Source organism: Acidiferrobacterales bacterium, from assembly GCA_028820695.1.
Classification (GTDB): domain Bacteria; phylum Pseudomonadota; class Gammaproteobacteria; order Arenicellales; family JAJDZL01; genus JAJDZL01.
The window spans coordinates 111,883-134,488 of record JAPPIB010000050.1; the positions used below are offsets into that span (position 1 = coordinate 111,883).

The 22,606-nt window shown below is 53.3% G+C and carries 19 protein-coding genes; 13 read left to right on the forward strand and 6 right to left on the reverse strand.

The genetic code is table 11. The features are described from left to right. Nucleotides 1-4 precede the first annotated feature (4 nt). The 3 genes from OXI60_08770 to OXI60_08780 are packed head-to-tail and all read right to left on the reverse strand — an operon-like array spanning nucleotide 5 to nucleotide 4,375. Nucleotides 5-1,180, reverse strand: coding sequence for a hypothetical protein (locus OXI60_08770; GenBank protein ID MDE0309904.1), 1,176 nt, complete (start codon nucleotides 1,178-1,180; stop codon nucleotides 5-7). Beyond that, nucleotides 1,173-3,683: an ABC transporter permease gene (locus OXI60_08775; protein ID MDE0309905.1), complete on the reverse strand. Its 2,511-nt coding sequence runs from the start codon at nucleotides 3,681-3,683 to the stop codon at nucleotides 1,173-1,175. The genes OXI60_08770 and OXI60_08775 overlap by 8 nt, the downstream gene beginning before the upstream one ends. Then, entirely contained in the window at nucleotides 3,680-4,375 is a 696-nt protein-coding gene (locus OXI60_08780; protein ID MDE0309906.1) for an ABC transporter ATP-binding protein, read from the reverse strand. The genes OXI60_08775 and OXI60_08780 overlap by 4 nt, the downstream gene beginning before the upstream one ends. 344 nt (nucleotides 4,376-4,719) lie before the next feature. Here OXI60_08780 and OXI60_08785 point away from each other — a divergent pair, with 344 nt between their 5' ends. From OXI60_08785 to OXI60_08845, 13 genes are all read left to right on the forward strand, one after another. Then, nucleotides 4,720-5,955 carry an aminotransferase class V-fold PLP-dependent enzyme gene (locus OXI60_08785; GenBank protein ID MDE0309907.1) on the forward strand — a complete coding sequence of 412 codons (1,236 nt, stop codon included), beginning with the start codon at nucleotides 4,720-4,722 and terminating at the stop codon, nucleotides 5,953-5,955. 46 nt (nucleotides 5,956-6,001) lie between these two features. Further along, nucleotides 6,002-6,457, forward strand: a complete 456-nt coding sequence (locus OXI60_08790) for a cache domain-containing protein (protein ID MDE0309908.1) — start codon at nucleotides 6,002-6,004, stop codon at nucleotides 6,455-6,457. 508 nt (nucleotides 6,458-6,965) lie between these two features. After that, a complete protein-coding gene (secA, locus tag OXI60_08795; protein MDE0309909.1) occupies nucleotides 6,966-9,707 on the forward strand; it encodes a preprotein translocase subunit SecA in 2,742 nt (913 codons plus the stop codon). 3 nt (nucleotides 9,708-9,710) lie between these two features. Then, the gene (argJ, locus tag OXI60_08800) at nucleotides 9,711-10,961 is read left to right on the forward strand and encodes a bifunctional glutamate N-acetyltransferase/amino-acid acetyltransferase ArgJ (protein MDE0309910.1); all 1,251 of its coding nucleotides are present in this window, start codon (nucleotides 9,711-9,713) and stop codon (nucleotides 10,959-10,961) included. Continuing rightward, nucleotides 10,942-11,352 carry an 8-oxo-dGTP diphosphatase MutT gene (gene mutT, locus OXI60_08805; GenBank protein MDE0309911.1) on the forward strand — a complete coding sequence of 137 codons (411 nt, stop codon included), beginning with the start codon at nucleotides 10,942-10,944 and terminating at the stop codon, nucleotides 11,350-11,352. Before argJ ends, mutT begins: the two co-directional genes overlap by 20 nt. Before the next feature lie 4 nt (nucleotides 11,353-11,356). Continuing rightward, the gene (locus tag OXI60_08810; protein MDE0309912.1) at nucleotides 11,357-12,631 is read left to right on the forward strand and encodes a sarcosine oxidase subunit beta family protein; all 1,275 of its coding nucleotides are present in this window, start codon (nucleotides 11,357-11,359) and stop codon (nucleotides 12,629-12,631) included. A 17-nt stretch (nucleotides 12,632-12,648) separates the two neighbouring features. Beyond that, nucleotides 12,649-12,918, forward strand: coding sequence for a sarcosine oxidase subunit delta (locus OXI60_08815; protein MDE0309913.1), 270 nt, complete (start codon nucleotides 12,649-12,651; stop codon nucleotides 12,916-12,918). 12 nt (nucleotides 12,919-12,930) lie between these two features. Next, entirely contained in the window at nucleotides 12,931-15,918 is a 2,988-nt protein-coding gene (locus tag OXI60_08820; GenBank protein MDE0309914.1) for a sarcosine oxidase subunit alpha family protein, read from the forward strand. Beyond that, a complete protein-coding gene (locus OXI60_08825) occupies nucleotides 15,911-16,432 on the forward strand; it encodes a hypothetical protein (GenBank protein ID MDE0309915.1) in 522 nt (173 codons plus the stop codon). The genes OXI60_08820 and OXI60_08825 overlap by 8 nt, the downstream gene beginning before the upstream one ends. Nucleotides 16,433-16,467: 35 nt before the next feature. Next, the gene (locus OXI60_08830) at nucleotides 16,468-17,232 is read left to right on the forward strand and encodes an HAD family hydrolase (GenBank protein MDE0309916.1); all 765 of its coding nucleotides are present in this window, start codon (nucleotides 16,468-16,470) and stop codon (nucleotides 17,230-17,232) included. Between the two features lie 19 nt (nucleotides 17,233-17,251). Beyond that, nucleotides 17,252-17,674: a hypothetical protein gene (locus tag OXI60_08835; GenBank protein ID MDE0309917.1), complete on the forward strand. Its 423-nt coding sequence runs from the start codon at nucleotides 17,252-17,254 to the stop codon at nucleotides 17,672-17,674. Next, nucleotides 17,560-18,120 carry a gamma-glutamyl-gamma-aminobutyrate hydrolase family protein gene (locus tag OXI60_08840; protein ID MDE0309918.1) on the forward strand — a complete coding sequence of 187 codons (561 nt, stop codon included), beginning with the start codon at nucleotides 17,560-17,562 and terminating at the stop codon, nucleotides 18,118-18,120. The genes OXI60_08835 and OXI60_08840 overlap by 115 nt, the downstream gene beginning before the upstream one ends. A gap of 67 nt (nucleotides 18,121-18,187) precedes the next feature. After that, nucleotides 18,188-18,595: a hypothetical protein gene (locus OXI60_08845; GenBank protein ID MDE0309919.1), complete on the forward strand. Its 408-nt coding sequence runs from the start codon at nucleotides 18,188-18,190 to the stop codon at nucleotides 18,593-18,595. Nucleotides 18,596-18,629: 34 nt separating this feature from the next. Here the strand turns inward: OXI60_08845 and OXI60_08850 are convergent, their stop codons facing one another. From OXI60_08850 to pyrE, 3 genes are read right to left on the reverse strand one after another with little or no spacing between them, the layout of a single operon-like run. After that, nucleotides 18,630-19,856: a multifunctional CCA tRNA nucleotidyl transferase/2'3'-cyclic phosphodiesterase/2'nucleotidase/phosphatase gene (locus OXI60_08850; protein ID MDE0309920.1), complete on the reverse strand. Its 1,227-nt coding sequence runs from the start codon at nucleotides 19,854-19,856 to the stop codon at nucleotides 18,630-18,632. Between the two features lie 22 nt (nucleotides 19,857-19,878). Next, complete coding sequence (locus OXI60_08855) at nucleotides 19,879-20,835, reverse strand: complex I NDUFA9 subunit family protein (protein ID MDE0309921.1); 957 nt, start codon at nucleotides 20,833-20,835, stop codon at nucleotides 19,879-19,881. A gap of 29 nt (nucleotides 20,836-20,864) precedes the next feature. Beyond that, nucleotides 20,865-21,521, reverse strand: coding sequence for an orotate phosphoribosyltransferase (gene pyrE, locus OXI60_08860; protein ID MDE0309922.1), 657 nt, complete (start codon nucleotides 21,519-21,521; stop codon nucleotides 20,865-20,867). Nucleotides 21,522-22,606 lie beyond the last annotated feature (1,085 nt).

Below are 22,606 nucleotides of genomic sequence, written 5' to 3' on the forward strand. Positions count from 1 at the left end.
CGCGTTATCGGTAACCGACCAGTTCAAGATAACCGGAACCGACAATGCGATCAGCTCCTTCACGACCTGCAACTTTGACAGCGCCTTCCCAGTAGCGGAAAATGCGATCATGTTCCTGGTTGTCGATAACCGGTTCAATCTCCAGCGATAGGTTCCTATTCGGAATATTGAGGGTCCACGAAACCGGATAACTGACCCGCGTATGCGGATTTGTCCAATTCCTCACCGGTTGGAATTCGATTTCGTGAATCCTGAGCCGTTCGGTACCGCCGTTTTTGTCGACCAACGTGCCCTCACTGGTTCCAAAGGCGTTTCCGTCCTGCGTTCGCAACTGATAGTACATCAGTTCCCGCCCGTCGTCGAACTGTAACGAAACCCAATCCCAGCCGACCAGTTGGTCGTCCAGTGCCGACGTCGACCATTCGTGGTCCATCCAGCTCAGGCCGCTGACCGCTTCAGCCCTGTCGCCGATGTGGATGTGCCCGCTTGTTTCCATACGGGTGAGTGAATAGTAGTGCGACGCGTTTCCAGGCGCATGTCCTTTCTGGCTGTACCCCCGATCTGCCTGATAGACGACAGGTTTGACACTCTTCAGGTTCAGATCGATTGAAAAACCGTCTGCTTTTGCTTGCAGTTTCAATTGCAAGCAACCGGTACAGTCGGAAATCAGGTTGCCCTCGGCCGACCAGTGATTGACATGTGCCACAAAAGGTGACGCTGAGACCCGGGCCAGGCCTGCCGCGCCTCGGGCGAAGATCTCATCAGAGTGGAATTTGTTGCCTGAGGTGTCTGTCAGTGCCACATGAGCCATGTAGATCTGGTTTGTTTCCCACTCTGAGCCGGTTTCAGTTTTCGCCTTTGCGTTGGCCTGTCGAAAAATCGTGAACTGATAGCCATAGTGTTTGCCATCGGATGAGACTGTGTTGCCGGTGAAATACCACCACTCGGTGCGAAATTCCGGATGCGGGCCATGATCTTCGGGAAAAACAAACTCACGCGGCTCGTTGACGACAGCAAAGTCATGATCGTCAAGTTGCAGGATGTCTTCGGTTATGGACAGTCGGGCCGGGCGCGGCTGTGGCGCGTCTGGTCTGAGCAGGACCCACGTCGCCGCCGCGACCGACAGCACACACACCACAACTGCAATGAAAGGTCGAACCGATACCACAGCTTCAGTCAATTCCCTGCAATGCCATGGCCGGAACCTTACGGACCTGCCGCCATGCTGCGATTGTTCCGGCAATTAATGCTGCGATGACTGCCAACGCCACCGCTTCGATCAGAATCAACGGGTCCAATTGCATTTTCATGGTCCAGCCGAATGAGCGTTGCTCGATCACCCAGATCAGCAGCCAGGCCATCAGGATGCCAATCGGAAGCGAAAGCATTCCTGCAAGAAGTCCCATGACACCGGTTTCAATACTTGCGACAGACCAATTTCGAAGCACTGTGAAACCAATTGTTCTCAATACGACAAGTTCCCTCTCTCTTTCAATCTGCAGTGTCGCCAACGCTGACAGGACAGCCACGAAAGCGACGATGATCGCAAGGGTTCGCAGGACATAGGTGATCGCGAAGGTCTGATCGAAGATCTGCATTGAGGCTTCGTGAAGCTCCTGATTTCGCCACACCCGCGCCTGTGGCGACTGTATGCGCTGTTCAATGGTGTCTGAGAGTGCCGCCAAGTCAGTTTGCGGGTCTGCAAACAGGGCAACGGACGAAATGGTGTGATCACCAAAATGGCTGACATAGACATCGCGATGGATCGCAACAATTCCTTGGTCTGAACTGTAGTCGTAAAAGACTCCCGCGATCGGGAACCGAACAGGGCTTTTCCCGATCAGCAGCTCCACGGTATCTCCCACCCGGACATCGTTGCGATAAGCGTACGGTTCGCTGACGATCACGGCACCGGCCGTGAATTGTGTCCAGACGTCGTTATCGGTTTGTTCCTTGAATTGGAATCCGCGGAACGCGTCTTCTCCGTAGTCAACTGCGAATACGGTGGTTTTCCCTGAAACGGTTGGTATCGTCGCCCACTTTGCGACTCCGAATGCTGTCAGGCCATCAAGCTCCTGAAGTTGCGCGATATCCTCGAGTTTGAGGCCGGTATCAGATTGTGATGGCGTGGTGATGTAGACATCCCCCCTGAGGCGGCTGGTCAGCCATTGGTCGACCGTCAGACGGAAACTGCTGACCATGATGTCAACTCCGATAACTGCCGACAAGGCGAGACACAGCACTGCAATCGTAATGGAAGTCTGTCCCGGTCGCGACGAGAACGCCCGGATTGTCATCAGGCCCTGTACGCCTAATCCTCGCCTGATGAGGGGGCGCAGCAGTCGTTTCAACCGGTCGGTTATCAATGGAACAAGCTGGAGATACCCGATAACGATCAGGAAGATGCCGGCGAATCCGAGAACGATGCTGCGCTGATTCCCCCACAGCAGCAACGCCCCTGCGACCATCCCCCCGCATCCGACTGCGAAAGACCTGATACCGGGCCCTGTCGAGTAATGTTCGACTCGCGACCGTCCGACCGCCACCGCAGGCGGCATGGATGAAATTGTACGAATCACCGCCAGTGCCAAAAGCACCGGTGTGACGATACCCAATATGATCGCCTTGGTCACTGTAATCGGTGACAATACGGCAATATCTGCGGATATCGGAAAATATAGGGTCGCGATGGATTGCTCAACAAGTTCCAGCAGAACTACGGACAGCTGAATTCCAATCGCAAGCCCGATTGCGGTCGCGATCGCACTGATGATCACGACCTCAAGCAACGCGCAAACAATGATATCCCTTGGCAGCGCACCCAGTATCCGAATCAGTCCGATGTGCCGCTGGCGGCGATTAATCATAAAGGATGTGGTGTTGTAGATGAGAAACATCGCAACCAGAAATGCCAGCAATCCCAGAGCGGTAAGGTTGATTTGGAATGCCCGAGTCAACGCGACTTGCGAATCGTTCTGCTGGGATTGGTTTTCGATGTAAACATCGTCGGGCAGGGCGGACTGAGTCAGTTCGATCTCGGCCGACTCATCGAATAGGGCATGAATTGCGGACAGGTAACCGCGACGGTCAAGCACGATCTGGGCGGTAGCGATATCTGTAAGGAGAAGATATCGAAGCGATTGTGCTTGCAGGGGATTTGCCGGCTCCAACAGGCCAATCAGTGTCAGATTGAAATCATCTTCGGCACCTGAGATCGTGATCGTCTCTCCGACCGACCAGCCGAGCAATTGAGCAGTTTGTGGTGTTGCCATTACCGTGAATTGGTTGCCGATCAGGGTCGCGGCAGTTCCGATACCGACTTCGCTCCAGATCTGGTTTGAACTGACGTTGATTTCGGCCAACGGGTCTATACCGTACAGTCGAAGCCGCGGCTTGCCTGTTTGACCTGATTCAATCAGACCATCAGCGACCGGCGTGACATCAAGTCCGAGATCGACACGCAGATGTCGATACAGCTCTTGTGCTATTCGACCGGTGATTCTGTGTGTGGTTGTGCCGTAGATGGTCTCATTGGCGGCGAGAAAACTCTTCTTCGCGCTGTCATTGGCGATGTCAACTGCGGCGACTGTGGCGACGCCCAGGGCAACTCCGACTATGGACAATAAGGTGAGCGCGGGACGACGCAGAATCTCGCGCAGCCAGGAAACGAATATGAGCCTCATGACTGCGGATCGGGGTGATCGAATGATCCGAACCGCAACGGCCAGACTTCATCCGCCTGACTCGCGATTTCCCTGCTGTGAGTGACCACAATGACTGTTCGCTGATGTGCGGTGTAGCGCAATGCTTCGAGAACCTGACTGGCGCTGTCGTAGTCCAGGTTGCCTGTAGGTTCGTCGGCAAGCAGCAGTTCAGGTTCGTGTACAACGGCTCTGGCAATGGCGACCCGCTGTCTTTCTCCGCCTGACAGTACTTGTGGGTAGTCATCTGCGCGGTCCCTCAGTCCAACCCGGTCCAGAATATGCATCACTCGATCCTGACGGCTGTCCATGCCGGCGAGATCCAAGGGCAGTTGAACATTCTCCTGTACCGTAAGGGAAGGAATAAGGTTGAAGAACTGAAATATGAACCCGATCGTTTCTCTTCGAAGCAGAGTTCTTTGGTGTTCGGTGGATTCGTTGATGGCACAGCCGTTGATTTCGATCGTTCCGCTGTCCGGCAGGTCAACTCCGGCGATAAGGTTCAGCAGGGTTGACTTGCCAGAGCCGCTTCGGCCGACTACCGCGTGAATGCCACCTCGTCTGAATCGGGCATTGATGTCAGCCAGTACAGATCTGTGATTGTCACCTTCAAGAAAGGACTTGGAGACGTCCTTGAGGACTACAATCGGTGAGTTTTCCGTGGATTCGTTCAAGGGCAGTGCAGGCTGTTCAGCAGATTAGCGATCATCTGATTCAGGCTTTTGGCTCACTCACTGGCAAATCGGGTACCTGAAACTGATTGGTCCGGGTGAAAGTATGATACTTCCATATTACAGGCTTGGGTATTGGCCGACAAGATCAGTATTTTTCGTTGCAGGGACCCTCAGAGTTCGTAAAATTTGAAAAGTCGGTTGCATTCAATTTGGAGCCGGTATTAATTCAGCAAAGCAGAAATAGCGCCCGAGACCTGTAATCTGCCAACGGCAAATTGGCGTTGCGCATTCGGCAAGTGCAATTGTGCTGATCGGTTCACATTACGGTAAAGGAATCCAGTTTCATGAGCAAGCCACAATTCGACCTGCGTTTCATTCGCAGCCAGTTTCCGAATATCGGTGATTGGGCCTTTTTCGAAAACGCGGGCGGCACTTTCGTTCCATCGACGGTCAGCGATCGCGTCTATGACTACATGCGCTGCAATCAGGTTCAGCCCGGTGCGCCTTATCGAGCGTCAGCTCAAGCGCAGCAGCGCATTGACCGCAGTCATCAGAAACTCGCCGAACTGGTCAATGCCGCCCCTGAGGAAGTCATCGTGGGTCACTCGACCACCATGAATGTGTACGTCCTGGCCAATGCGCTGAAACCTTCACTGAAAGCAGGCGATGAGATAGTCGTTACCAACCTTGACCACGAACCGAATATCGGCTCATGGCGCAGGCTTGAGGATGCGGGAGTGACAATCCGGCAATGGGAGATTGACCCTGACACAGCGGATCTTGGGGGAGTGGAAAAACTCGCGCCTTTACTTTCAGATCGAACCCGTCTTGTGTGCTGCACCTGGTGTTCGAATATTACGGGCGCAATAAACGATATTCGGTCGATTGCTGATCTGGTGCATTCGGCCGGTGCGTTGATTTGCGTCGATGCTGTGGCTTATGCACCTCATCGCGCGTTGGATTTTCAGGCGTCTTCGGTCGACTTCCTTCTATTCAGTCTGTATAAATTGTACGGACCTCATCTGGGCGTGTTGTGCGGCAAAAAGGAACACCTTCTGAAACTGGAAAATCAGAATCATTTCTTTTTCACCAAGTCCGCCTTGCCCTGCAAGCTTCAGCCGGGCGGTTATCTGCACGAAACAGCCGCTTCGATTGAAGGTATCGGCGAATATTTTGACCGCGTTTTTCACCATCACTTCGGTGAATGTGGACGGAGTCTGCACGATCGCTACATCAAGGTGTTCGAAATGTTCGCCGCACATGAAGATGAAATAGCCCGCCCACTGATGGATTATCTCAATACGCGCAACGATGTTCGCATCATCGGTCCAGCGCAAGTCGGCGCTGCTTCACGAGTACCGACAATTTCTTTCGCGGTTGAGGGAAAACGCTCCGACAAAGTTGCCGAACAGCTCGGTTATCAAGACATTGGCATCGGCTCCGGCAACTTTTATGCGAAGCGCTGTGTCGATGCACTTGGACTGGACCGGGCGGGCGGAGTCATACGCATCAGTATGGTCCATTACAATTCCGCATCAGAAGTCGAGCGTCTGATCGCGGCGCTGGACAGTATCCTGTAATCCAAGTTCAAAGTTCTAGTTCACCCTGAAAGTGTCAAGTCAATTCTTGCGAACCACACTGACAATCGCGTTTTTGCTTCTGGCAGCAGCAGTTTCGGCCAGCGCAGACCTCAAGCGCGGTACCGCTGCCGAGGCCAAGGACATGGTAGCGCGGGCGATTGCTTACTACGATCAGGTTGGTAGCGATAGGGCATTTGAAAAGTTTACTGACAACCCCGCGCCTGAGTTTTTCGACCGTGATCTTTACGTTTTCGTCATTCGGATTGGCGGGCCGATTGTTGCTCACGCGGCGAATTCATCCTTTGTCGGAGTCGATATCCGACAGTTCGTTGACATTGATTCAAACGAATTCGGCAAGAAAATGTTAAGCACTGCATCCCCGACAGGTACGTGGATCAACTATAAATCGATAACCCTGACTGATGGCGCACCGAGGAAAAAGGCAAGTTGGCTTGTACTGCACGACAATCACCTCTTTGGCGTTGGCATCTATATAGACTGATGTCTTGCAGCAGATTGCCGCCACAATTTCAGTTCTGCGTCTCCTTCAGGCATCTTGGGGTACAGAGAACGTTTTGGTAACGCACCCGCACCCGCAGATTGAAGTCCGGCCTGCCCGGGATATCGCGTCCGATACGATGCCAAGAAATGCAAAGCCACTTGCCACGACAGCGACAAGTTTCCAATAGGTGAGAGGCACCGGTTTGGAGTTGACGAAAACGGCTGTGGACGGAGGAAAGTGCATACTCACGGGATACCGGAAAAGGCACTTTGGTAAACCACTACTGATCGATAGGCATATAATTCGCGGTCACAAGCAGTCGTTGCGCATGTGTGTAGTGCGATATGACGGTCTGCACTGTGTGAGTCCCTTGATTTCTGTCGCAAATCATCGTTGTCAATACGGAAGCTGAACCGAATTATTTTGCCGGCCTTGAAAGTTCCGGCTTAGATACGTCAGGCAGCCATATACGGACCCGTCGATTTGTACCACTAAGACGCATTCACAAATGTTCTCGAAGACGCTGTCGAAGGTTTTTGGCAGTCGAAATGAAAGACTGCTCAAGCAGTTTTCCAAGACTGTCAAGGCAATTAATGAACTAGAGCCGGCCATGCAAGCCATGTCGGATGAGGAGCTTGCCGCGCATACACCGAAACTGAAAGAACTCCTCGAGACCGGCCAACCGATTGACGACATCCTGCCGACGGCTTTTGCAGTCGTTCGCGAGGCGTCTGCAAGAACGCTGAACATGCGGCATTTCGATGTGCAGCTGGTTGGCGGCATGGTGCTTCATCTTGGCAAGATCGCCGAAATGCGCACCGGCGAGGGCAAGACGCTTGTCGCCACACTCCCGGTCTATCTCAACGCGCTGGCTGGACATTCAGTACATATCGTGACCGTCAACGACTATCTGGCCCGCCGGGATGCGCAGTGGATGGGAGCGATCTATTCATTTCTTGGCATTTCGGTTGGTGTCGTTGTTCCCAATATGACCCCGAATGAGAAACAGGCTGCCTACGCCTGTGACGTTGTTTACGGCACGAACAATGAGTTGGGTTTTGACTACCTGCGTGACAACATGGCCTTTAGGGCCAATCATCGTGTTCAGGGAAAACTCACCTATGCCATCGTTGACGAAGTTGATTCGATCCTGATTGATGAGGCAAGAACCCCGCTGATCATATCGGGTGCCGCCGAGGACAGTACAGCACTCTACGCGCACATGAACCGGATTGTTCCAAAACTCACCCAACAGATCGAGGAGGATGGCCCCGGCGATTTTCATGTGGATGAGAAGTCCCGACAGGTGTATCTCACAGATGAGGGACACGAACACGCCGAAAAGCTGTTGGCCACGGCAGGATTGCTGCCCGAAGGCAGCACGCTGTATGATTTCTCGAACGTCGCATTGGTGCATCATCTGCATGCAGCGTTGCGGGCCAATCGGTTGTTTCAGAAGGATGTGGACTACATCGTGCATGAAGGCCAGATCGTAATTGTCGATGAGTTCACAGGAAGGATGCAGCCGGGGCGTCGATGGTCGGACGGACTCCATCAGGCGGTCGAGGCCAAGGAAGGGGTGACGGTTCAGCGCGAGAACCAGACGCTTGCATCCATCACTTTCCAGAACTATTTCCGTCTTTACGACCGGCTTGCCGGAATGACCGGTACTGCGGATACGGAAGCGGAGGAATTTCAGCAGATCTATGGACTGGAAGTGGTGGTGATTCCGACACATATGGAGATGGTTCGGGACGATAATCCTGATCTGGTGTACCGCACGTCTCGAGAAAAATACGCCGCCATTGTCGAGGGCATTCAGAATTGTCGGGACCGCGGTCAGCCGGTCCTGGTCGGCACTGCCTCGATCGAGACATCCGAGTATCTGGCGGGGCTGCTCAGCAAAGGCAGTATTCCGCATGAGGTGCTGAATGCCAAACAACATGAGAGAGAAGCGCGCATCATCGCTCAGGCGGGTCGTCCCGGTGCGGTGACGATCGCCACCAACATGGCGGGTCGGGGTACCGACATCGTTCTTGGCGGCAATCTGGAAATGGAACTCGCCGATGCACAATCTAATAGCGCTGACCCTGAATCCATCAGAATGGATTGGCAAGGTCGTCATGATGCAGTGGTCAGTTCCGGCGGCCTGCACGTACTGAGCACCGAAAGACACGAATCCAGAAGGGTGGACAACCAGCTCAGGGGACGCTCTGGCCGTCAGGGTGATCCGGGCTCAAGCAGATTCTACCTTTCTTTGGAAGACAACCTTCTGCGAATCTTCGCGTCTGAGAAGGTGTCAAGCCTGATGGGTAAATTGGGCATGGAAGAGGGCGAGGCGATCGAGCACAGCTGGGTCAGCAAGGCCATCGAAAATGCACAGCGCAAGGTCGAAGGCAGGAACTTTGACATACGCAAGCAGTTGCTGGAATTTGACGATGTGGCCAACGAGCAGCGAAAGGTTGTATACGATCAGCGAAATGCCCTAATGGATTCGGAAGACATCCGCGATGCGATCGACCTGATCCAGGGTGAATTCGTAGCGTATGTTGTAGATTCCTGCATCCCTAAGGAAACTGCCGACGAGTACTGGGAAGTCGATCGACTTGCCCGCGAAATTGATCATGCGTTCGACCTTAAGTTGCCGATCTCACAGTGGCTGGATGAAGACTCCAACCTGACTCAGGACAGCTTGCTGACGCGAATCAATGAATCCGTTCAGGAACGATACTTTCAACGAATGGAGGAAGTCGGCGAAAATGAGATGAAAGCGGTGGAAAAGGCTGTGATGCTGATGGTACTTGACAACGCATGGAAAGATCATCTGGCCAACATGGATTTCCTTCGGCAGGGCATTCATCTGCGCGGCTATGCCCAGAAAAATCCCAAGCAGGAATATAAGCGCGAGGCATTCGAAATGTTTTCCGACATGCTTCAGAACGTGCGTCATGAAGTCGTGCGAATGTTGTCGCGTGTTCGGATTGCGGCGTCTGACACTGCTGAGACGATCGGTCGTCGCAAAGCTCCGCCGCAGCAGAAAATGCAATTTTTTCATCCGCAATCCGATACCTACGCCGGACAAGAGCCAGCACCCTCACCGCAACCCGGGTCACAATCGGGTTCAGCGGTGCCGGCGAGAAAACCGGTTGTCAAGCAGGTCGTTCGGGAAGGCCGCAAAGTGGGACGGAACGAGCCCTGTCCCTGTGGTTCTGGAAAGAAATACAAGGTCTGTTGCGGGAAGGCGGCCTGATCGATGAGTGTAGGTCTCCAGCCGCCCGGAAACTTACGGCCTGTCGCGGGCATCCGGATCGGCGCCGTCGACGCAGGGATTCGCAAGTCTCCAGGTGAGGATCTTGCGATTTTCGAGATCTCGGGCGAATCCACGATCGCCGGAGTGTTCACTAACAACGAAGCGCGGGCAGCTCCGGTTGATGTGGCGATTGACCACCTGCTGTTCATGGCCGCCGACCAGTGCGGAAAAATCCGCGCCATGGTGGTCAACAGTGGAAATGCCAATGCCGGTCTGGGCAAGACAGGCGTCGACGATTGCCTCCAGGTCTGTCGGAATGTTGCTGACGAGTTGGAAATTCCAGTCGAATCTGTCATTCCTTTTTCCACCGGCGTGATCGGCGAACGATTGCCGCTTGAGAAGTTCGAACAGTCGGTCGGTCGCTGCGTGCAGACTTTGAATGAGGACAACTGGCTGGCCGCAGCCCAGGCAATCATGACCACTGATACCGTTGCCAAGGGTGTCACCCGAGTGGTTGATCTGGGAGATGCGGGTCAGATCGTCATCACCGGAATTGCCAAAGGATCAGGTATGATCAACCCTGACATGGCAACCATGCTGGCATTTATCGCGACAGACGCACAGGCGCCGCTTGATTTCCTTGAAACTGAGTTGCAAACCGCCGTTGACAAAAGCTTCAATCGAATCACTGTGGACGGCGACACGTCGACCAACGATTCCTGTATGCTGATTGCGACGGGTGCTTCGGGTGTGCGAATTTCACCGGATGTCTCGGACCAGGCAATCGAGCAGTTCCGGAAAGCGCTCGGTGACGTCGCGGTTGAATTAGCGCAGGCAATTGTTCGGGATGGTGAAGGTGCAACCAAGTTTGTGACCGTTGAGGTTGTGGGTACGGCGAGCCCGGAAGATGCAGTTGCAATCGCAAAGACCGTTGCCAACTCACCGCTTGTCAAAACCGCCATGCATGCCGCAGACCCGAACTGGGGAAGAATTTACGCGGCAATCGGACGGGCGCCGACTGAGTATCTGGATTTGTCCGATGTACAAATCTGTATCGGGGACGTTGAGGTGTTCGTGAACGGTGAGGCCAGCCCGCAATACAGTGAGGACAAGGCGCTCGAGGTCATGAATAACGAGGAATTTACGATATTTATCGATCTTGGAGTCAGCAGGGACAAGTCCAATTCTGCGACAGTGTGGACGTGCGACTTCAGTGCGGAGTATGTGAGGATCAATGCAGAATATCGAACCTGAGCGTATCGCGGTGGCAGTCGGCCTGATCCTGGATTCCGAAAACAAGATTTTGATCGGACAGAGAACAGTACAGGATGCATACCTGGGAAAATGGGAGTTTCCGGGCGGGAAGATCGAACCTGCTGAATCTGCTGACGAGGCATTGCATAGGGAGTTGTGGGAAGAGATTGGAATTTCTGTCATTGATACTGTTCATTTCATGACTTTCGAGTATGATTATCCGGACCGAAAGGTCCTGCTTGATTTTCGGTTGGTCAGTCACTATGACGGAACTCCCGTTGCTCGCGAGCAACAGAACCTGCGATGGGTGCAGCTGGCGCAGTTGGGAGACTTTGATATGCTGGCACCGAATGTCTGCGTCATTGAGGCATTGAGGCACAAATACGGATAGCGGTATGCTGAAGATTTTTTCCAAAAGGCAATATTCGGGATTGGCTCTAGCGAGAAATGCATTTTCGCGGCATCGAAATTGGCAGCGCGCATGGCGCGACCCTGAACCAAAGAGTTCCTACGATGTAGTCATTATCGGTGCCGGTGGACACGGACTCGCGACCGCATACTACCTGGCTGAACTGCACGGAATAAGGAATGTCGCAGTCTTGGAGAAAGGCTGGCTGGGCGGTGGCAATACCGGACGCAATACGACCATTGTCCGGTCAAACTACCACTTGGATGGCAATGCAAAGTTCTACGAGCATTCACTCAAACTGTGGGAAGGCCTGTCGCAGCAACTCAATTACAATGTCATGTTCAGCCAGCGCGGCGTGCTGAATCTGGCGCACAGCGATTCGGAGATGGAGAAATTCTCGATTCGCGGCAATGCGATGAGATTCAATGGAATTGATGCGGAACTGCTGATGCCTGATCAGGTTCGACGCAGCGTGCCCCACCTTGACTGTTCGCAGAATACCCGATATCCAATCTTTGGCGGTTTGCTGCAAAAGCGCGGTGGCACTGCGCGTCACGACGCGGTTGCCTGGGGATACGCCCGCGCGGCAGATGCGCTTGGAATCGACATCATCCAGAATTGTGAAGTGACTGGAATCAAGACCAGCGGAAATAGGGTGACGGCGGTTGAGACCAGCCGCGGCACGATTCTCTGCGGTCAAGTCGGGCTGGCAGTCGCCGGCAACTCAGGCCGTCTGGCGGCCATGGCGGGATTGAGACTCCCCATCGAATCCCACGTTCTTCAGGCCATAGTGACCGAGCCATTGAAACCGATTATCCACACTGTTGTGACATCAAGCGCTTCACATGTTTACGTTAACCAGACCGATAAGGGAGAAGTGCTCTTCGGTGGGGATCTGGATCTATACAATTCCTACGCACAGCGCGGAAATCTGCCCAGAATCGAATATGTCGTGCAGTCCGTGCTGACACTGTTTCCATGTCTGAGTCGGGTGCGAATGATGAGAACCTGGGGCGGCGTGATGGATATGTCGATGGATGGCAGCCCGATAATCGGCAAGACACCAGTCGATGGGCTGTATCTGAACTCAGGTTGGTGTTACGGTGGATTCAAGGCGACACCCGGTTCAGGATGGTGTTTCGCCCACACCATCGCACATGACCAACCACACACGCTGAACGAGCCATTTTCACTTGAGCGGTTTTCGACCGGTGCTCTCCTTGATGAGAATGGCAGCGGTGCTTTCCCCAATTCACACTAGTTCGGGAGCCTTCATTCATGCTGTTGATTCCATGCCCTTATTGCGGTGACCGAGCGCAAACCGAGTTTACTTATCGCGGAGATGCGACAGTTGAGCGTCCGCCAGCGCAGGCCTCTGCACAGGAATGGTACGATTTCGTCTACACACGGGACAACCCGCGTGGCGAGCACACCGAATGGTGGCATCATTCTGCCGGCTGCAGGCGATGGATCAAGGTTCGTCGGAACACTTGGACGCATGAAGTTCTTGGCAGCGAATCAGCGAATTCCGATCGGTCACAGGAGTAGCAGGACCTGGTTATGAATACTCATCGTCATCCGGTTGGCGGAACCATCAGCCGTGATCATCCGATTGCCTTCAGGTTCGATGGCAAAGCCTACTCAGCATATAAGGGAGACACTCTTGCTTCCGCGCTGCTGGCGAATGGGGTGAGGATTGTCGGGCGCAGTTTCAAGTACCATCGGCCTCGCGGTGTTTTTGGAATGGGGGTCGAAGAACCGAGTTCGATGGTTCAATTGCGCAGCGGGCCGCGTTCAGAGCCGAATATCCGTGCGACAGAAGTTGAGCTTTTCGACGGGCTGGAAGCTTTTTCGCAACATTGCTGGCCTTCGGTCAATCTTGATTTTGGCGCCTTGATCAATTTCTTGTCTCCGATTGTCCCATCCGGGTTTTACTACAAGACATTCATGTGGCCTGCATCAAAATGGATGTTCTACGAACACTTCATTCGCAAGGCTGCCGGCTTGGGCAAATCTGCAACCGAACACGACCCGGATACCTATTCGAAGTTCTATCAGTACTGCGACGTTCTGGTCGTCGGTGCCGGTCCCACCGGTCTGTCAGCAGCACTGGGTGCCGGGAAGTCCGGTGCCAGGGTGGTCGTCGTTGAGGAGACCGGACGCACCGGCGGCAGACTCAATCTGGACGATGAGATGATCGATGGCAAGCCGGCGCAGGAATGGGTTTACGACACGACTCAGAAGTTGAGGATCATGCCCAACGTTGAGATTCTGTGCCGGACAACCGCATTTGGCCTGTATGACCAGAATCTGGTCGGTGCGCTGGAAAGGGTTGCTGACCATCAACGGGAGCCTGATGGACGCGACGATCGGCACAGGTTGCGAAGTATCCGCGCAAGACAGATTGTGCTGGCAACCGGGTCGATCGAGCGGTCGATTCCCTTCGGAGGTAACGACAAGCCGGGTGTGATGCTGGCATCGGCAGTTCGCGGCTACGCAAATCGGTTTGCAGTGCGTTGTGGAAAGAAAGCTGTGGTGTTCACCAACAACGACAGTGCATACGCGACAGTTTCTGCTCTCAGGGATGTCGGGGTGACTGTCGAGGCCGTGATCGACTGCCGGCTGGCATCTCCCGGGGAGAGTGCGCTGCGCCATCTCGGCAATACGCCGCTCAAACAGGGTTTTGTGATTACCAGGGTACGGGGTCTGCGGCAAGTGAGATCAGTGGAGGTGAGCCGACTTCAGGAAAATGGAGAGATTGCAGGCTCGGCAGAGACTTTGAACTGTGATCTTGTATGTGTATCCGGAGGTTGGACTCCGACCGTTCATCTGTTTTCCCATGCGCAGGGGAAACTGAGGTTTGATGAGCAAATCGGTGCCTACTTGCCGGAACACCAGCTTGAGTCACTTGGGGTTGCAGGAAGTGCAAACGGGGAGATGGATCTTGGCGCATGTCTGCGCCAGGGTTCCGAAATCGGCTCTGGAAGCGCTGCCCAAGCCGGCTTCAGGTCGGAGCCGCAAACTGATTTTCCCAAAGTCGAGGACAGCTCCGTAACACCGATGCAGCAACTATGGCAGGTGCCCAAAGTCAAACGCGGTGCGAAGCGATTTGTTGACATCCAGAATGATGTGACCGTAGAAGATATCGAACTGGCTTTTTCCGAGGGCTACGTCTCGGTCGAACACCTCAAGCGCTACACAACATTGGGTATGGGTACCGACCAGGGTCGAACAAGCAATATCAATGGGCTTGCGAATCTGGCACGCCTTCGGGATTCCGACATTCCTTCGGTAGGTCACACGACATTCCGTCCCCCTTATACACCTGTCAGCATGGGTGCGCTGGCGGGAGTGGATCAGGGCAAGCATCTCAGTGCACTGCGGCGAACACCGTTACACGAATGGCATGTACGCAATCGCGCACAAATGCACAATGCTGGCCTATGGCAGCGTCCGTACTACTATATGAAGACCGGAGAGCAGATCCGGGATGCGATCATCCGGGAATCACGACAGGTTCGCGAGAAGGTCGGGATTGCGGATGTCTCGACACTTGGAAAAATCGAGATTCAGGGCCGTGACGCAGCTGAGTTTCTGGAACGCATCTATATCAATCGCTGGAAATCGTTGCCGGTCGGTCGGGTTCGATATGGCTTGATGCTACGCGAGGACGGTTTTGTCTTTGACGATGGAACCACCACACGGGTCGCAGAAAACGAGTACTACATGACGACTACCACTGCCAATGCCGCGCCGGTGCTGGAGCATATGGAGTTCTATGCACAGACGGTCTGGCCCGAGTTGCATGTGCATTTGACTTCAATCTCAGACCAGTGGGCGGGTATGGCGCTGGCAGGGCCGCACAGCCGGAAGGTTTTGGGTGCGCTGATCGGGGAGACTGAGGCAGGCAATGATAATCTGCCGTTTATGGGGTATCTGGAATCACGGATCGACGACATCGCTGTGCGCATTTTCCGTGTGAGTTTCTCCGGCGAGCTGGGATATGAAATTCATATTCCGTCCAAGTTTGCGCAGAAAGTCTGGCAGGCAGTGCTTGAAGCAGGACGTGAGTGGGATATCGCACCGTATGGCATGGAGGCCATGACGGTCCTGCGGATTGAGAAAGGTCATGTCGTTTCGGCTGAGCTCGATGGTCGTACGACTGCGGGTGATCTCGGGTTCGAGCGTATGATGAAAAAAGACGAGGACTTTGTCGGCAAGCGCCTTGCTGAGCGCGAAGCTCTGGTGTCATCCGGTCGAGAGCAGCTGGTTGGTGTTGAGTCGCTCAGTGGCAGGCCGATACCCAAGGGAGCCCAGATTGTTGCCGCGTCCGACACACGACCGCCAGCTGAGACCAGGGGACATGTGACCTCTTCGTGCTACAGTCCGTTGTTGGATAAGGAGATCGGACTTGCCCTGATCGCTGACGGCCGACAGATCTACGGTACGGAGCTGTATGCCGCATCACCCTTGACTGGCCGTACCGTTCCAGTCAAGGTCGCGCACCATATTTTTGTTGATCCGCAAGGAGAAAGAACCCGTGGTTGAGGGAAGATCAATACCCAGTGTCGCTCTGCAGGAGCGGTTGGTCGAGACGCTGTTTCAGATTCATGGGCTTGAATCAGGTACCGCGGACGAGGTACTGAACCCCTTTGGAATCGAGCAACTTCCACAAGACAGGAAATCTTGTATCGGAGACGATGTAACGCTGATGTGGAACGGTCCGGGTGAATGGTTGTTCGAATCTGAATTCCGACCGGCTGACGAGACGCTGCGGTTGTTGCGCGAGCGATTTGTTTCTACTGATGCCACAGTGACCGATCTGTCCTCGGCCCGGACCATTGTCCGGATTTCAGGTTCGTCGCGACGGGACTTCTTGAAAAAGGGATGTCCGGCCGACATTGATGCTATGACAGGCGGTGACGTCATAACCAGCCTGATCGGGCACTTTACGGCAACAATTCATTGTCGTTCAGACAGTTTTGATGTCTATGTCCTGCAAAGTTTCGGAACTGATTTCTGGCACTGGTGCAGACAGAGTATCCGCGAGTTCAATATCTGAATTCGCACCGTTGTACCGTTGGTGGGTAGGCAATAGTGGCAGGTCATTGTATCAAGGCGATCACATTCGACCTCTGGGATACTGTGATCAACGATGATTCGGACGAGCCCAAGCGAGCTGCACTCGGGTTACGTCCAAAGCGTGATCAACGTCCCTACGCGGTATTCAAAGCGCTGGATCAGGGCGATCCGATCTCGCAGGAAGATATCAGTCTGGCTTACGAAGCGGTCAATGATGAATTCAACCGGGTCTGGCATGACGAGTATCTGACCTGGACTGTCAGTGAGAGGATTGGTCATATATTGGATAAGCTGGATCGCACGCTCTCACCGCGGGATTTCAGTGATTTAGTGGCGATATTGGAGGATATGGAGCTCGAAGTTCCGCCTGATCCGATTGAGGGTGTGGGTGCGGCGCTCGAGGAACTTTCGAAAGCCTATCCGCTTGCTGTCGTATCCGATACGATATTCTCTCCAGGCAGGAATTTGCGAAAGTGGCTGGATCTGCATGGACTGCTTCAGTACTTCAGCGGATTTGCGTTCTCGGACGAGGTCGGCAGGTCAAAGCCCGACCCGGCGATATTTGCGTCTGCGGCCACCCAGCTCGGTGTGGAATTGAATGAGATGGTACACATCGGTGACAGGGAACATAATGACATCAAAGGCGCCCATGCATTGGGCATGCGGGCGATCCTGTTCACTGCGACACGCGACACTGATGCGAAGAACACGACGGCTGATGCGGTTTGTCCGAGCTATCTGGAATTGCCCGGCATACTGAACCGGCTGGATACACAGTGAGTTCATTCTGGATGGAAAAATGATTGGAGAGAATCTCAAGTTTCTGGTCGTCGAGGGATACGGAAAGGCATCGCGCGATGAACTGGTCGCGGGCGGAATGTCGCCTGCGAGTGATCTTTACAGGCAGATGCTGCTGTCGCTTGCACCGAACTCAACAGTTGATATCGTGACACCGGCAGATGCTGATGCAAGATTGCCGTCGGGTGTTGAGCTCAAGTCTTACGATGGCGTGGCCATGACCGGATCAAACCTGTCTGTTACAGATTCTGACAACCCCGCTGTCCTTTCCCAGATCAGTCTGCAACAGGAAGTTTTCAGACAGAGGGGGTGCCGAGTTTCGGAAGTTGCTGGGCACTGCAGGTCGGGACAGTTGCCGCAGGCGGAAAGGTTGATGTCAACCCCAAAGGTCGTGAAATGGGATTTGGGCGCAAGATTCGTCTGACTGAAGATGGATTGGACCACCCGATGTACAGGGGGAAATCCGGAGTATTTGATGTGTTCGCCAGCCACGAGGACGAAGTGACCGTACCTCCGCCGAATTCAAAGATACTGGCCGCCAATTCAATTTCTGACGTGCAGGCATTGGAGATTTCACACGCTAACGGAGTCATGTGGACAATTCAGTATCATCCGGAATACAACACAAAGGAAATGGCGGCTTTGATCCGTTGCCGGGAGGAGAAACTGATCAGTATCGGATTTTTTTCCGATTCGACTGAAGTCAGGGACTACACGAACCGTCTGGATGCGCTTTATGAGGACCCCGGTCGCAAGGATGTGGCGTGGAATCTAGGCATTGATGAGGATATTCTTGATCAGGATATCCGATTTTTGGAAGCGCGCAACTGGATCGAGCATCAGGTCCTGCCAAGAGCGACGAGCAAGTGAGGCGAACAAGACGTTTCGATTGAGACACGCCGGTTGGTAGTCGACCACTGTAACAACCTGACGACTCGTGAAGCCCAAATCGGAATATTCCCGCGCTTTTCTCAGAACGTTCCTGTATTCGGTCTGGGTTCCGTTATCCATTGTAGTACTCTACCTGATCCAATTTGGATTGAAAGGGTTTGATTTGCAGTCCACCGCGTCTTTTCTTCCCCGTGATACCCATACCTACCTGGCAACATTGGTCTCATGGCCGTGCGGCATGCCGCTCACATATGCATTTCAGAAACTGTTTCGAAACAATCGAAAGACTGCTTTTTTCACGGTTGTGGTATTTGCTCCCTTGTGCGCTATGGCGGCTACTGTCGGCGGTTTGCTCGGAGCGGTTGGAGTGGCGCTTTATACGCTGATCGTCTCGTTGCCGGTCTGGTTGATTTACTTCATTGCCAAGGGCATTTCACAATGGCGGCAACGCTGACAGGTCAGCCTGCCGGGTTATTTCGGCTGTTACACTACCTGATTTGCTCAATGGCCGCGATCTGCGCAAGTCGTATCTGTCGCCTCAATTCTTCTGAAGAATAGATTTTCGATAACGCTTCAGCATCCACCTGACTCATCTGGTCTCGCATCGATCTCATCAACCCGATTGCTGATTCGACCTCATTTGCTGAGGCTGACTGGGTCTTCAATACAATCGTGCAGGCGTTCAGAAACAGTTCGAATTGTGCTGGATTGCGCAAGCCATCAAGCTCTCGAATAATGTCGACAATCCGTTCTGCGGAAAGTTTCCTGACTTGGCGTACCTGATCTGCGTAGCCGACAATCTGTATTGACAGGGTTCTGTACTTGACCGGCACCTTCAACCCTTTGCAGAACTTGCGGACCGCATCGCGAGCTTCAGAACAGTCCGGGTCACTCTCAGATACATCACGTCGGCCCGCCTGATGACCGATGAGATAGGCGACAACAGCAAATCGATGGATGATTTCCTCAGTCATTCCGGCGGCATGATCGAGCGCGTTGATCGCAAGTGGCGATTGCGCCGCATCGTCGCGCTCATACAACGACTTCAATTCCGGAAACAGTCGTTCAAGTGCACCACAGATGTACAGGACATTGAAGAATACGGAGGGATAATCTTCACCGAGCGCTGCCCGGACTTCCTGCCAGACCCTTTCCGTCGCAAGGTCTGTCAGTTCACCTGACAGTGAAATCGTCTGCATGAGTTCAAATGTCGAAGGGTCGACAATGAATCCTTTCGAAAAGAAACGCGCCGCGAAACGTGCAACTCTCAATACGCGCAATGGGTCCTCGACAAAGTGTTTCGAGACATGTCGGAGCAGACCGTCTTCCAGGTCTGACTTTCCCCCGTATGGGTCGATCAGAGTGCCATCACTGGCGACTGCCATCGAGTTGACGGTAAGATCCCTCCGATGCAGGTCCTGTTCGATGGTCACGTCAGATGAGGTATCCACGACGAACCCCTTGTAACCTCGTCCTGATTTCCGTTCGGTTCGGGCGAGTGCGTATTCCTCATGTGATTGCGGGTGAAGAAATACCGGGAAATCGAGACCGATTTTCTTAAACCCCAGGGAAAGCATAATTTCCGGTGTCGCTCCGACCACCACCCAGTCTCGGTCGGAATTTTCCGAAATTCCAAGCAGTCTGTCGCGCACCGCCCCGCCTACCAGATAGCAGTCGAGTTGTTCAATAGTGGTAACCGACCTCGACGAGGGCATGACAATATAGCTGTTTGGTGAATCAGCGTCCGGCCTGGGTTCTGTAGGCGTCGAATCGTCGGGTTTGCGGTTTGAGCCAGGACGCCGCGGTATCCTCAAATCTTCTGGTTTGCGCACCATAGGGTGCCGGTTGTTCCGTGTCGATGACGTTCGGAACCTGAAGAGAAAGAACATTATCGGGTGTCAGCAGTTTGCCGGGTGCGAACTGTGCGAAATTAGCAATCATTCTTGTCAGAGAATCGTTCAAACGTATCAGTCGATGATGTCCACCTGACAGCTCATCAATTGAGCGGATCAGTTCGTAAAACGTAAATACGTCCGGGCCGGCGACATCAAAGGACTTGCAGGAGCTGTGTTGCTGATTCGCAGCGTGCACGATGCACTTGACCAGGTCGCCTACAAAGACAGGCTGCATCTTCGCGTCCGGTGAGATCACGAAGAATATGAACTTTGCAATTTTCAGCAATCTGGCAAACAGTCGGGTGAATGAATCATCGGGCCCGAAGACTATGGACGGGCGGATGATGTCAAATTGCAGACCCAGATTCTTCCGGTTGACCAATACGCGCTCTCCGTGCGCCTTGCTTTGAAGATACTTGCTTGGTGCGTTGATATCCGCACCGAGAGCACTGATGTGGATGAGCCTGCGGATCCCTCTTTCCATTCCGATATCGGCGATATTGCCGGGTAGCTGTGTGTGAATTGCGTCGAAACCATGTCGTTTTGATTCGTGCAGAATACCGATCAGATTGAACACCGTATCGTTTTCGCTCAATAAGCTGCGGATAGTTTCGGGATTCAACTGTTTGACTTCAATGAGTTTTATCGTCGGCATGACGATAAGGTCTCGATGTCGGTGCGGTCGACGGGTCACGACCGACACATTCCAATCCTGTTTTGCCAGTTCATACGCAAGGTGGCGGCCAACGAAGCCGGCACCGCCAAATATCAGAGCGTTTTTCGGATGGTAAGTGGACATCTGGAGATTACGCAAAAGTGATCGTCAAGTCAGTTTACACCGTACCGCTCCACATAATTGTGCAGTGGTTCGACATACATCCTCAATTCTGCCGTTGCGGATACGAATTCAATCAGATCGCGAACGGTTGCAACCGGGTAGATATCAATATTGTACCTGTGGCTGGCAATAGCCACCGCAGATTGGTTGGAGTCAGCTGACCGTTCCATTCGGTCCAGCGATATAACGACCGCGGTCGGTACTGCCCCCTGGCTGCTGATGATCTCGACTGCCCGCTCAATCGACAATCCCGATGTGATCACGTCTTCAACAATGACCACCCGGCCTCTCAGTGGCGCCCCCACTGTCCAACCTGTGTCCCCATGGTCCTTGGCTTCTTTTCGATTGAACGCAAATGGAACCGAAACTCCGTAACTGCGATGCAATTCCATCGCAGTTGAAGCTGCGAGTGGGATTCCCTTGTAAGCATGGCCGTAGATCATGAACTCGCCACTGACTCGTTGCGTGATCACCTGAGCATAGAATTCGCTCAGGGAACAAAGAGTTTCCCCGCTCGAAAACAGCCCGGTGTTGAGAAAATACGGACTGACTCGCCCTGAATTCAGCACGAATTCGCCAAACTGCAGGGCACCATATTCGTACGCGACCGAAAGGAAGTTGTAATGCAGTGTATCGGTGGTTTTCATTCAACAGCCTGAATCGTCGTATAGTTTACCGATCCAAAAGTAGGATTTTAATGTAAATGCAGCGAGGACATAAGTTTGTACATCGAGCCAATTAGCATGCTAGCTGCGTATTCGCTGGAAAATGAACGCGATTCGCAAGTTTTTGAATAAACCGAGTTTCGCGACGTTTTTCTCAGCGAATACGCATTTTAAGCGAAATTCACGTGACAGCTTCTAGAGCAATGAAGCAGAACAAGGCAAATTTGGTGATTTCGATTGGAGTCAATTACGTCGTGGATACTGTATATCTATGGACGCCCTCCCAATTCAAGCACTGTTGTGCTTTTGACAATATCTCCCTACCTGCCCCATCATTTATGCGACTGGCATGATCCGTAAACACTCAACTGCAACCCAGCACTTTTGAGCCTTACGTTTCATATCAATCGTTGCAGACGGAACTTTTGTTCACTGGCTTCCAATATGCCGCACGCCATTCAGGCCACAATCTTCTTGTGCAGGCATCGCCCATTTTGTCATCAGTTCACAATCTCACCAATACAACTCTCTTGACAGGTTAATCGTTTTGCATTTCACTGCGCGGGTCTTTTGCCTGTCAGCAAGTCTGTTCGTACCCCAGTCACCCATGGGAACCATTACGCAAAAACTCCGCGCAGTGCGAACGCATCGCATTGATGGTCTGTGTGCGCTGCCTGATCAACCGCACCCTGACCCACGATGCGCCAACAGCACTGTCTGTTGCCGCTCAGTCTTGATCTTCACAAATCACATCGTCGGAAAGTGCATCGCCTCGAAACCCGTATCCGCTGCATCATTCTTGTTCGTCTTGACATAAGGCTTGACAACCTGTGTTTGCGTCATCCTGACCTGAAGTCCCAATCGCTCCAGGCCCCGACCTCAGATGTGAGAGCCGCCGCAAGCCCCCATACCCACCGCACTCAGATTGATCTTGCACAAAAATAAGCGCAGTGGCCTTGCAAAACCTTCGGTTCATCACCTTGCAGCCTTCTCCGTCAAGTGCATCAACTTGAATTGCGTTCTTGGCAAGTTCCACACCGACCTTGCTGATTTTGTGTATATTCTTC

Coding starts and splice junctions, on each gene's coding strand:
- OXI60_08785 (MDE0309907.1), top strand. CDS start 4,720: ATGAGCAAGCCACAATTCGACCTGCGTTTCATTCGCAGCCAGTTTCCG.
- OXI60_08835 (MDE0309917.1), top strand. CDS start 17,252: ATGATTGGAGAGAATCTCAAGTTTCTGGTCGTCGAGGGATACGGAAAG.
- OXI60_08810 (MDE0309912.1), top strand. CDS start 11,357: ATGCTGAAGATTTTTTCCAAAAGGCAATATTCGGGATTGGCTCTAGCG.
- secA (MDE0309909.1), top strand. CDS start 6,966: ATGTTCTCGAAGACGCTGTCGAAGGTTTTTGGCAGTCGAAATGAAAGA.
- pyrE (MDE0309922.1), bottom strand. CDS start 21,521: ATGAAAACCACCGATACACTGCATTACAACTTCCTTTCGGTCGCGTAC.
- mutT (MDE0309911.1), top strand. CDS start 10,942: ATGCAGAATATCGAACCTGAGCGTATCGCGGTGGCAGTCGGCCTGATC.
- OXI60_08815 (MDE0309913.1), top strand. CDS start 12,649: ATGCTGTTGATTCCATGCCCTTATTGCGGTGACCGAGCGCAAACCGAG.
- OXI60_08820 (MDE0309914.1), top strand. CDS start 12,931: ATGAATACTCATCGTCATCCGGTTGGCGGAACCATCAGCCGTGATCAT.
- OXI60_08855 (MDE0309921.1), bottom strand. CDS start 20,835: ATGTCCACTTACCATCCGAAAAACGCTCTGATATTTGGCGGTGCCGGC.
- OXI60_08775 (MDE0309905.1), bottom strand. CDS start 3,683: ATGAGGCTCATATTCGTTTCCTGGCTGCGCGAGATTCTGCGTCGTCCC.
- OXI60_08850 (MDE0309920.1), bottom strand. CDS start 19,856: ATGCCCTCGTCGAGGTCGGTTACCACTATTGAACAACTCGACTGCTAT.
- argJ (MDE0309910.1), top strand. CDS start 9,711: ATGAGTGTAGGTCTCCAGCCGCCCGGAAACTTACGGCCTGTCGCGGGC.